7 protein-coding genes and 1 tRNA gene are annotated in these 11824 nt (G+C 48.1%); all 8 read left to right on the top strand.

The window, feature by feature from the left end; translation table 11 throughout:
* Positions 1–126: 126 nt before the first annotated feature.
* A complete protein-coding gene (locus W01_RS05605) occupies positions 127–3003 on the top strand; it encodes a 2-oxoglutarate dehydrogenase E1 component (RefSeq protein WP_242007047.1) in 2877 nt (958 codons plus the stop codon).
* Positions 2993–4153, top strand: coding sequence for a 2-oxoglutarate dehydrogenase complex dihydrolipoyllysine-residue succinyltransferase (gene odhB / locus W01_RS05600; protein ID WP_173052820.1), 1161 nt, complete (start codon positions 2993–2995; stop codon positions 4151–4153). The genes W01_RS05605 and odhB overlap by 11 nt, the downstream gene beginning before the upstream one ends.
* Before the next feature lie 78 nt (positions 4154–4231).
* A complete protein-coding gene (lpdA, locus tag W01_RS05595) occupies positions 4232–5653 on the top strand; it encodes a dihydrolipoyl dehydrogenase (protein WP_173052818.1) in 1422 nt (473 codons plus the stop codon).
* Between the two features lie 178 nt (positions 5654–5831).
* A tRNA-Leu gene (locus W01_RS05590) sits at positions 5832–5916 on the top strand.
* 37 nt (positions 5917–5953) lie between these two features.
* Positions 5954–7264 carry a trigger factor gene (tig, locus tag W01_RS05585; RefSeq protein ID WP_173052816.1) on the top strand — a complete coding sequence of 437 codons (1311 nt, stop codon included), beginning with the start codon at positions 5954–5956 and terminating at the stop codon, positions 7262–7264.
* Positions 7264–7890, top strand: a complete 627-nt coding sequence (clpP, locus tag W01_RS05580; RefSeq protein ID WP_173055772.1) for an ATP-dependent Clp endopeptidase proteolytic subunit ClpP — start codon at positions 7264–7266, stop codon at positions 7888–7890. The genes tig and clpP overlap by 1 nt, the downstream gene beginning before the upstream one ends.
* Before the next feature lie 62 nt (positions 7891–7952).
* A complete protein-coding gene (clpX, locus tag W01_RS05575) occupies positions 7953–9209 on the top strand; it encodes an ATP-dependent Clp protease ATP-binding subunit ClpX (RefSeq protein ID WP_173052814.1) in 1257 nt (418 codons plus the stop codon).
* A 117-nt stretch (positions 9210–9326) separates the two neighbouring features.
* Positions 9327–11738 (top strand): endopeptidase La, encoded by a 2412-nt coding sequence (gene lon, locus W01_RS05570; RefSeq protein WP_173052812.1) that lies wholly within the window; start codon positions 9327–9329, stop codon positions 11736–11738.
* The last annotated feature ends 86 nt before the right edge of the window (positions 11739–11824 follow it).

The raw sequence follows: 11824 nt of genomic DNA, 5'->3' as shown, positions 1-11824 counted from the left end.
ATTTATGCGCTGTGGGTGCATATCATATTGAAGCTATCTGAGACCCAAGTGCGGACGTTTGATAAAGCAATGAAGTGCAAGGATATGGCGGCATAAACAGATGGGTAATCATATATGACGTCGGTAATGCAAACCATGCTGGGCAACTCTATGTTGTTTGGTGCCAATGCGCCGTACATTGAAGGTCTATATGAGGCGTATTTGACCGACCCTGCCTTGGTTTCGGATGGTTGGCGAGCCTACTTTGATGCCCTGCAAAATATGCCGAGCGCGGTGTTGCAAGATTTAGCGCATAGCCCAGTGGTGCGTGCCTTTGCTGCGTTGCCATTAACTGGCGTGCAAGGCGTAACCCAAGATGCTGAAATGGTGCGCAAGCAGGTGGCTGTACTGCGACTTATCAATGCCCATCGTTTCCTCGGGGTATACCGTGCCAGCCTCGATCCGCTTAACCGGCATCTCAAGCCTGAAGTGCCCGAATTGGATCCAGTCTTTTATGGTCTTACGGAGACGGACATGGATATCACATTCGAGACAGGCTCTTTGGTGGGATCGCCACGCATGATGCTGCGAGAAATTTTGCAGTTGGTGCGCCAGACCTATTGCGGCAGCATAGGTTCAGAGTATATGTACATCAATGATGTTGTGCAGAAGCGCTGGATTCAAAATCGTCTGGAGAGTGTGCGCGGTCAGCCGAATTACAGCGCTGATATGCAGCATCGAATCATGGAGCGGCTGACCGCTGCCGAAACGTTGGAGCGATATCTACATACCAAGTATGTCGGCCAGAAGCGTTTTTCGCTGGAGGGCGGTGAATCGCTTATTCCGATGCTCGAACATTTACTGCAACGTGCAGGCACGCAGGGAGTACGTGAGACAGTTATCGGTATGGCGCATCGTGGGCGCTTGAATGTGGTAGTGAATACGCTAGGCAAGCTGCCGCGTGATTTGTTCGCTGAGTTTGAAGGCAAACACAGTGAACAGCTGACTTCTGGCGACGTGAAATATCACCAAGGTTTTTCCTCGGACATTTCTACGCCGGGCGGAGCAATGCACTTGGCTTTAGCGTTTAATCCCTCGCATCTGGAAATCGTTAATCCGGTGGTAGAAGGCTCGGTGCGCGCGCGTCAGCACCGTCGTGGTGACAAGGAAGGGCGCGAGGTAATGCCGGTATTGCTACATGGCGATGCGGCTTTCGCCGGGCAAGGCGTGATTATGGAAACGTTCAGTCTGTCCCAAACGCGCGGTTATCACACGGGCGGTACAGTGCATATCATTATTAACAACCAGATCGGTTTTACGACTTCGGACAAACGTGACGCCCGATCTTCTGCGCACTGTACCGATGTAGCGAAGATGATAGAAGCCCCGATTTTTCATGTGAATGGGGATGATCCTGAAGCGGTATTGTTAATTACCGAAATTGCACTGGATTACCGCATGACCTTTAAAAGGGATGTCGTAATTGATATGGTGTGTTTTCGCAAGTTGGGTCATAACGAGCAGGATGAGCCGATGGTCACGCAGCCGTTCATGTACCGTTATATTAATCAGCATCCGGGCACACGTGCGTTGTATGCTAAACGCCTGTTAGAACAAAATGTGATGGCGGAAGGAGAGCCGGAGGCGATGATAGCGGCCTATCGTCGGGCGATGGATGAAGGCATCAATCCGATTCAGCCAGTACTGAATGATTTTAATAAAGAGCACGCAGTAAATTGGTCTAAATTCAAAAGTGGTGTGCCTTGGAGCGTGGCGGTGACTACTGCCGTACCACGCGAACAGTTGCAAAAATTGGCTCAGCGGCTGACAGACGTGCCGACGGATTTCAAGCTTCAGTCGCGAGTGGAAAAAATAATTGCCGATCGCCGTGCCATGGGTAATGGTGACCTCGCTTTGGATTGGGGCATGGCGGAAAACCTGGCCTATGCCAGCTTGGTAGCTGAGGGTATTCCGGTTCGTTTATCTGGGGAGGACAGCGCGCGCGGTACCTTTTTTCATCGTCATGCCGTGTTGCACGACCAAAACCGTGTGCAGTGGGACAAGGGCTATCACATTCCCTTGCAAAATATTGCGCCGGATCAGGCCGATTTCATCGTGATTGATTCCATTCTTTCGGAAGAGGCGGTGCTCGCATTTGAGTATGGCTATGCTAGCGCTGAACCCAATTCGCTGGTTATATGGGAGGGGCAGTTTGGCGATTTCGCTAATGGTGCGCAGGTGGTAATTGATCAATTTATCTCGTCGGGGGAGGCCAAGTGGGGACGCATGTGCGGGCTGGTAATGTTTTTGCCCCATGGTTACGAAGGGCAGGGGCCGGAACATTCGTCTGGGCGTATTGAGCGCTATCTACAGCTATGTGCAGATTATAATATTCAAGTGTGTATCCCTTCCACTCCCGCTCAGCTGTTCCATTTGCTGCGCCGCCAGATGTTACGTCCGATACGCAAGCCACTTATTGTGTTTACGCCTAAAAGCATGTTGCGCAGCAAGGATGCATCTTCGCCGCTGAATGAATTGGCTCAGGGTTCATTTCAACCAGTGATTGGAGAAGTAGATGTACTGGAAGCTGCCAAGGTGCGGCGTATTATTGTATGTAGCGGAAAAATTTATTATGAGCTTAAGGCCGCACGCTACGAACGCGGCATTCAAAATACCTTGCCGAAGTTCTTGTCTCCGGAAGAGGTGGCGATTATCCGGCTGGAACAACTTTATCCTTTTCCGCATGATGCTTTCGAGGCACAGATTGCCAATTATCCAAATGCGACGGAATTGCTGTGGTGTCAGGAAGAGCCGGGCAATCAGGGTGCGTGGCATCGCATTCAACATTATTTGCTGCGCCATTTGCGTGATGGTATGAGGCTTGCTTATGCGTTGCGATCTTCCTCGGCATCGCCCGCAGCAGGCTATTTGGCAGTGCATAATGAACAACAGAAGGCGGTAATAGACGCTGCATTCCGCTGCGATCTCGACATTAAATCAGGAGCAAGACAGCATGCAAATTGAAGTGAAAGTGCCGCAACTTTCCGAATCGGTTTCCGAAGCCACGCTGGTATCTTGGCACAAGCAGCCGGGTGAGGCTGTGGCTGAAGGTGAGAATCTGATCGACATTGAGACCGATAAGGTGGTTTTAGAGTTGCCCGCGATCAAATCTGGAGTGCTGACTAAAATTCTAAAGCAGAATGGTGACAAGGTGACCAGTAATGAGGTGATTGCCCTATTGGATACCGATGCCAAACCTGATGTGAGCCGCGCCGCGCAACCAGATGTGATGACCAAGGAGCAAGCTGCCGTGATGCCTGCGGCGCAGAAGATCGCAGCGGAAAATAAAATTGATACTGCTGCGATTAGCGGTAGTGGACGTGACGGGCGTGTTATCAAGGAAGATGTGCTGATTGCGGTGCAGGAAAAAGCGGCTGTGCCAGCCACTGGGGTTCCGCAACCTGTAGCGGGCGGGCGTGTGGAACAGCGCGTGCCGATGACTCGCATCCGTCAGCGCATCGCCGAACGCTTGCTGCAATCGCAACAGAATGCCGCAATTCTTACTACTTTTAATGAAGTGAATATGCTGCCGGTGATTGAGTTGCGCAATCATTATAAGGATGCTTTTGAAAAGAAGCATGGCGTAAAGCTTGGCTTCATGTCATTTTTTATCAAGGCCACGCTGCTTGCGTTGCATAAATTCCCGGTGGTGAATGCATCGGTGGATGGTACGGATATCATCTACCATGGCTATTACGACATCGGCGTGGCAATCGGCAGTGAGCGCGGTTTGGTGGTGCCTGTCATCCGCGATGCTGACAAACTTTCGCTAGCTGATATCGAAAGACAAATTATTGGCTTCGGTGCGCGTGCGAAGGACGGTAAGATTACGCTGGAAGAATTGACTGGCGGTACTTTCTCCATTTCCAATGGAGGCGTGTTCGGCTCCATGCTCTCTACCCCGATTATCAACCCGCCGCAGAGCGCCATCCTCGGTATTCACGCTACCAAAGACCGACCAGTGGCCGAAAATGGTCAAGTTGTTATTCGTCCGATGAACTATCTCGCGCTGTCCTATGATCACCGCATCGTTGATGGGCGTGATGCCGTATTATTTCTCGCCACTATCAAAGAGGCGTTGGAATATCCGGGACGAGTGCTGCTGGATTTGTAAGTGCGCTTTTGCCAATCACGGCTGGAATGAAAATGTAAAATTTTTTACGGTTTTAGAGCTTAATAAAAGAATTTCATTATGTCGAAATTATTTGATGTTGTAGTTATTGGTGCCGGCCCCGGAGGTTATGTGGCGGCGATACGTTGCGCTCAGTTAGGGCTGCATACAGTCTGTATTGACGATTGGAAAGGCACGCAAGGCAAGCCTAGTTTGGGTGGAACTTGTCTTAATGTGGGTTGTATTCCTTCTAAAGCCTTGCTGGAATCCTCAGAAAACTTTGAGCGCTTGACGCATGATTTTGCTGCGCACGGTATATCTGTCGATAACGCGAGCGTGGATGTGTTAAAAATGGTGGCGCGCAAGAATAAGATCGTGTCGGATTTCACACTGGGCATCAGTCAGTTATTCAAGAAAAATAAAGTGGATTCGCTACACGGCAGGGCTCAACTTCTTGGTCGGGATGGCGATGTCTGGCGTGTTGGAATTGTTGATGGAGAAGAAGTGAGGGCGAAGCACATTATCGTTGCCACTGGCTCGACGTCGCGCATTTTGTCGCAAGCCCCGCTGGATGGGGTGCAGGTTGTGGACAATGTTGGGGCTTTGAGTTTTAGCGAGACGCCTAAGCGCCTTGCTATCATCGGTGCAGGGGTTATTGGGCTGGAACTAGGCAGTGTGTGGCGTAGATTGGGGGCTGAGGTGATGCTACTGGAAGCCTCGTCCGTATTCCTTCCTGCTGCCGATGAGCAAGTGGCGAAAGAAGCGTTACGTGCTTTTACCAAGCAGAAGTTGACTATCCACTTGGGCGCACAGATTGATGGCGTCACTCAGTCTGCTGAGGCTGTAAAAATTAATTGGCGCGATATACATGGGGTGGCGCAGGAATTGGTTGCGGACAAGCTGATCGTTGCAGTTGGGCGTGTGCCAAATACGCAAGGTCTGAGCGTAGAGGCGGTTGGGCTCAAGCTGGACGCTGCAGGGCGCATTGAAGTGGATGAACAGTGTCGTACCAGCCTGCCACATGTGTATGCGGTGGGTGATGTGGTGCGGGGCCCGATGCTGGCGCACAAGGCGTCGGAGGAGGGTGTAATGGTGGCGGAATTGATCGCCGGACAAATGGCGGGCAGCGATTTAAATTTAGTGCCGAATGTGATGTATACCGCCCCGGAAATTGCTTGGGTGGGTAAGACTGAACAGCAGCTTAAGGCAGCGGGTGTCGCTTACAAGGCCGGGCAGTTCCCCTTTCTTGCTAATGGACGTGCCCGCGCCTTGGGTGATACGACGGGATTTATTAAAATCATCGCCGATGCCAATACGGATCGCATCCTCGGTGTGCATATCATAGGCCCGCTGGCATCTGAACTCATTCAGCAGGCAGTGCTGGCGATGGCGTTTTCGGCCAGTAGTGAAGATTTGGCGCGTACTGTTCATGCACATCCGTCATTGTCTGAAGCGATGCATGAAGCGGCTCTGGCGGTGGATAAACGCACGATCCATATTTGACCTGAATGTTTCGTGCTTATCGAATTTCCAACGAAGCTTCATAATTACCTGAAGTATGTCAGAAGGTGCTGCATGCCCATCATATAGGCGCACCATCTTAAAAATAGGCTGACATTTCCCTTCTACGCCTACCGACTATCTACTTATCATATGCTACAATAACCGTGTAATTGGAATGGCGAAAGTGGCGGAATTGGTAGACGCACTGGATTTAGGTTCCAGCGCCGCAAGGCGTGAGAGTTCGAGTCTCTCCTTTCGCACCAACTGAAGAATTTACTTATTAACCTAAGGAAAGTCAGCATGTCGAGTATAGAAATCATGAGCGGGTTGGAGCGCCGCCTTAATGCATCCATCCCTCTGCAACTGGTGAGCAGTGAAATGGAAGCGCGCCTGAAGAATCTGGCACGTACCGCTGAGGTACCTGGTTTCAGGCCGGGTAAGGTGCCGTTCAAGATTTTGGAGCAAAAACACGGCGCGCAAATACAGCAGGAAGTGTTGCAAGATGCTTTACGGCAGTCTTTTGCCAAAGAAGCGCAGAGTAACCAGTTGAAAGTGGTTGGTTACCCTGCTTTTGAGGTCAAAAATACCGATCCAGACGCGTTATGGATTGAATATAGTGCGACTTTTGAGGTTTATCCTGAAGTCGTATTAGGGGATATTAGCGCTGAGAGCATTGAGCAAGCGGTTTATACCTTGAGCGATGCTGATGTCGATACTACGATTGCTACTTTGCGTAAGCAGCACGCGACATTTGAAGTGGCTGATCGCGTGGCGCAAAATGGAGACAGGGTGCATATTGATTTTAGTGGCTTACTGGAAGGTAAGATATTTGAAGGTGGTGAGGCCAGGAATTTGGCTGTGTTGCTAGGCGTGGGGCGCCTATTGCCAGATTTTGAAAATGCTATCATTGGCATGAAAGCTGGAGAAACGAAATCGTTCGATATGACTTTTCCGGCAGACTATCAGGCAGAGAAAGTGGCTGGTAAAGCAGCGACTTTTACCATTACTTTGCACAAGGTAGAAGAGCAGCATTTACCAGAGATTGATGCTAACTTTGCCAAGTTACTCGGCATAGAAGATGGCGATGTGAATAAGCTTAAAGTTGAAATCCACGATAATTTAGAGAGGGAAATCAAGCGTCGCTTAATGTTGCGTAATAAAGATAGTGCAATGGCTACCTTGCTGAAAGTTACTCAATTGGAGATACCTAAGGCGCTATTGGATGCTGAAGCGCAAAGCCTGATGCAGCAAGCTTTGCGCGATATGAAAAAGCGCAGAATAGAAATGCCGAAAGGGGAAGAATCGTTACCGATTGAACTGTTTACTGAGCGTGCACAAAAGCGTGTCAAGTTAAGTTTGATCTTGACGGAACTGGTAGAGAAATATGATTTGCATGCTAAACCTGAGCAGATTAAAGCGCTGGTTCAGGATTATGCACAAAGTTATGACAACCCAGAAGAAGTGGTGCAGTGGCATTATAATGATCCGGTACGCTTGCAAGACGCAGAAAACTTGGTGCTGGAAGATAATGTGGTGGTTTGGGTGACGGATGCTGTCAAGGTAACAGAGAAGGTGATGGAATTCAACGAATTGATGGAGAATGCCGCGTGATGTATAGCGAAATACTTCAAAATAATGAGGACCCGCAAAATATCGGAATGATTCCGATGGTGATAGAAACCAGCGGACGTGGAGAACGTGCATACGACATTTATTCACGTCTGCTTAAGGAGCGGGTAATATTTTTAGTCGGCAACATCAATGATATGACCGCTAATTTGGTGGTAGCACAATTGCTGTTTCTTGAATCTGAAAATTCAGATAAAGAGATTCATCTCTATATTAATTCGCCCGGTGGGTCTATTTCGGCAGGCATGGCGATTTATGACACTATGCAATTCATAAAGCCGGAAGTTTCTACGTTGTGTATCGGCATGGCGGCATCGATGGGTGCTTTTTTATTGCAGGCCGGTGCAAAGGGAAAGCGCTTTGTTTTGCCTAATTCTTCGGTGATGATCCATCAACCGTTAGGAGGATTTCAGGGGCAGGCGACGGATATCGAGATTCATGCCAGATATATTCTGAGCCTGCGGGAGCGACTTTATACCCTGATGGCTCAGCACACGGGGCGCAATGTTGAAGAAATTGCCCGTGACAGCGAACGCGATAAATTCTTAAATGCAACTGAAGCAGTTGAGTATGGCTTGGTAGATAAAGTGCTGGATAAGCGCGCTTAAACAAATATATGCTTAATCGATAGATAAATAATGTAGGTGATAAACAAAACAGGAGGATATGAATGGTGCTGGATAAAAGCAAGGGCGACAAACTATTGTATTGCTCATTTTGCGGCAAGAGCCAGCATGAAGTTCGCAAACTGATTGCGGGGCCTTCTGTATTCGTGTGCGACGAATGCGTCGAGCTTTGCAATGACATTATACGTGAGGAAGTTAATAGTGTTGTGTCCGGCAAGACAGACAAGGCTGACCTGCTTGTGCCCCATGAAATTCGTGCGCGTCTCGATGAATATGTAATCGGTCAGGAACATGCCAAGAAAATTTTGTCTGTGGCGGTATATAACCATTATAAGCGCTTGAAAAGCACTAACAAGGATGGAGTAGAGCTGGCTAAGAGCAATATTTTACTGCTTGGTCCGACTGGTTCTGGAAAAACTTTGTTGGCGCAAACCTTGGCGCGTCTGCTTGATGTACCATTTGTAATGGCCGATGCGACTACGCTGACTGAAGCGGGGTATGTTGGGGAAGATGTCGAAAATATTATTCTGAAGCTATTGCAAGCGTGTGATTATGACGTGGAGCGCGCCCAGCGCGGTATTATTTATATTGACGAAATTGATAAAATTTCCCGCAAATCAGACAACCCTTCTATCACTCGTGATGTTTCTGGCGAAGGAGTGCAACAGGCGCTACTCAAGTTGATCGAAGGCACCAAGGCGTCTGTGCCACCACAAGGTGGCCGTAAACATCCCAATACCGAATTTTTGCAGGTGGATACCACCAATATCCTTTTTATATGCGGCGGAGCGTTCGATGGCATGGAGAAGGTCATACTCAATCGCTCAGAGAAAGCCGGTATTGGTTTTGGCGCAAGCCTCGCCAAGCGTGGTGACGAGAAGAGTGTAGGCGCGGTGTTGCGTAATGTGGAACCGGAAGATTTAATCAAGTTTGGTTTAATCCCTGAGTTTGTTGGACGCCTGCCAGTAGTTGCTACACTGGAAGAGCTGGATGAGGCGGCATTAATTCAAATTTTGACTGAACCCAAAAATGCCTTGACCAAACAATATCATAAATTGTTCGCGATGGAAGGCGTAGATATGGAGTTCCATGAGGGTGTATTGCAGGCGATTGCCAAGAAAGCGCTGGAACGTAAAACGGGTGCACGTGGCTTGCGCTCCATTCTGGAGCATTCCTTGCTTGATATTATGTATGATCTGCCCTCAATGGATAATGTGAGCAAGGTAGTGCTGGATGTAAGCAGCACCAATGGCGAAATTAAACCGATTGTGATATACGCGGATACATCCAGGGCAGCTTAGTTATTTATAGTGGCATCCTAAATTAAATTGATGCGTGGCGATTTTGTATTTTGACTTGAATTATTTCGCTGCGCCCCCATCTAACTATCAAGTTAATCCACAGAGGAGTTTCCTGCCATGACTGAGCATGATACGAATATACTTGTTTCCAGTTTTTTCCCATTATTGCCGTTACGCGATGTAGTTGTGTTCCCACACATGGTAATTCCATTGTTTGTAGGGCGCGCGAAATCAATCAAGGCGCTGGAATCCGCTATGGAAGCGGGTAAGAGTATTGTATTGGTGGCGCAAAAAACTGCTGCTAAAGATGAGCCTGCTGCGGATGATTTGTATCGCGTTGGTAGTATTGCTAATATTTTGCAGATGCTCAAGTTGCCTGACGGTACCGTAAAGGTTCTTGTGGAGGGCACGCAACGTGCAAAAATATTGCGCGTGCTGGATGAAAAAAATCATTTCGATGCGGACATTGACCCAGTTCCTGTCGATGATAGTTTGGGTAATGAAGCAGAAGCTATGCGCCGTACTTTAATTAATCAATTCGACCAATATGTTAAGCTTAATAAGAGGATTCCGCCAGAAACGCTAACGTCTTTGGCTGGTATAGATGATTCCGGGCGGTTAGCGGATACCATAGCAGCACATTTGCCACTTAAACTGGAGCAAAAGCAGGAGATATTGGAAATCTTTGACGTTCGAAAGCGTCTTGATCATTTACTGGGTTTACTGGAGGCCGAGCTCGACATTCTGCAAGTAGAAAAACGCATCCGCGGACGCGTCAAACGACAGATGGAAAAGAGTCAACGCGAGTATTACTTGAATGAACAAGTAAAAGCGATACAGAAGGAGTTAGGTGAAGGTGAGGATGGTGCTGATTTCGAGGAATTGGCAAAGAAAATCAAGGCTGCACACTTGCCTAAGGAAGCGCGTGCCAAAGCTGAAGCCGAAATGAAAAAATTGCGCTTAATGTCTCCTATGTCTGCTGAGGCGACTGTAGTGCGTAACTATATTGACGTGTTAGTTGGTTTACCCTGGAAAAAGAAAACAAAGATTAACAATGACTTGAAATCCGCCGAAGAAATTTTGGAAGCAGATCACTATGGATTGGAGAAGGTTAAGGAACGTATTGTGGAATATCTTGCGGTGCAGCAACGCGTCGACAAGATGAAAGCGCCTATCCTGTGTTTGGTCGGGCCACCGGGTGTTGGTAAGACTTCGCTTGGTCAGTCTATTGCACGGGCTACAGGCCGTAAATTTATTCGCATGTCGCTAGGTGGGGTGCGTGATGAGTCAGAAATTCGTGGCCATCGACGCACTTATATCGGCTCTATGCCTGGTAAAATTTTGCAGAACATGACCAAAGTTGGCGTGAAAAATCCGCTATTTCTACTCGACGAAGTAGATAAGATGGGTATGGATTTTCGTGGTGACCCTTCATCGGCGCTGCTTGAGGTGCTTGATCCAGAGCAGAATCATACTTTTGTTGATCATTATGTTGAAGTCGAATATGACTTGTCTGACGTAATGTTTGTTGCGACCGCAAATACTATGAATATCCCTGCTCCGCTTTTGGATCGCATGGAAATTATTCACGTGTCAAGCTATACCGAAGACGAAAAAGTAAATATTGCGATGCATTATTTAATTCCAAAAGCACTTAAGAACAATGGATTGAAGCTTGAAGAAATTGGTATTTCAGAAAGCGCAATTCGTGACATATTGCGTTATTACACCCGTGAAGCAGGTGTACGGGGGTTGGATCGAGAGCTTTCCAAAATTTGTCGTAAAGTAGTGAAAGCGCTGTTGCTTAAAGGGCGTGATAGCAAGTTAACGGTGAATGCTCGTAACCTGGAAAAATATCTTGGGGTGCGGCGTTATAGCTATGGAATCGCAGAGAAACATAACCAAGTTGGACAAGTAACCGGGTTGGCGTGGACAGAAGTTGGCGGTGAGTTATTAACCATTGAAACTGCGGTATTGCCGGGTAAAGGTAATATTACTCCCACTGGTAAGTTGGGTGAGGTTATGAAGGAATCGATTCAAGCTGCACTTAGTGTAGTGCGTAGCCGCGCCCGTAGTTTGGGTATTTATGATGATTTTTATCAAAAAACTGATTTGCATATCCATTTACCTGAAGGTGCTACTCCAAAAGACGGGCCGAGTGCGGGTGTGGGTATTTGTACGTCGATAGTCTCGGCGTTGACGGGTATTCCGGTGCGTGCTGATGTGGCAATGACCGGGGAAATTACGTTGCGGGGTGAGGTGCTGCCGATTGGTGGATTAAAAGAGAAGTTACTGGCGGCTCAACGTGGTGGCATTAAAGTTGTTTTGATTCCGGAAGAAAATACCAAGGATCTTGTTGAGATTCCCGATAACGTAAAAAATAAACTTGATATTCATCCGGTTAAATGGATTGAACAGGTGTTGGAAATGGCGTTAGAGCGCAAGCCAGAACCGTTACCTGAGGCTGCGCCAGTAGTCAATCCCATCTTGGTGACGGACGAGAGTCGTGCTACTGTGATTAAGCATTGACGCACGCTAGTATTAGCGAGTTGATCAAGTTCCAGGCAGTGAAATACCGAAATTCTGTGCTGGTAAAGGTCTAAAAAATGCTGTAA

Source organism: Candidatus Nitrotoga sp. AM1P, assembly GCF_013168275.1.
Lineage (GTDB): Bacteria > Pseudomonadota > Gammaproteobacteria > Burkholderiales > Gallionellaceae > Nitrotoga.
Note: the sequence above shows the minus strand (reverse complement) of the source record. Positions and strands in the feature narration are given on the sequence as shown.

Coding starts and splice junctions, on each gene's coding strand:
- W01_RS05605 (WP_242007047.1), top strand. CDS start 127: ATGCAAACCATGCTGGGCAACTCTATGTTGTTTGGTGCCAATGCGCCG.
- odhB (WP_173052820.1), top strand. CDS start 2,993: ATGCAAATTGAAGTGAAAGTGCCGCAACTTTCCGAATCGGTTTCCGAA.
- lpdA (WP_173052818.1), top strand. CDS start 4,232: ATGTCGAAATTATTTGATGTTGTAGTTATTGGTGCCGGCCCCGGAGGT.
- tig (WP_173052816.1), top strand. CDS start 5,954: ATGTCGAGTATAGAAATCATGAGCGGGTTGGAGCGCCGCCTTAATGCA.
- clpP (WP_173055772.1), top strand. CDS start 7,264: ATGTATAGCGAAATACTTCAAAATAATGAGGACCCGCAAAATATCGGA.
- clpX (WP_173052814.1), top strand. CDS start 7,953: ATGGTGCTGGATAAAAGCAAGGGCGACAAACTATTGTATTGCTCATTT.
- lon (WP_173052812.1), top strand. CDS start 9,327: ATGACTGAGCATGATACGAATATACTTGTTTCCAGTTTTTTCCCATTA.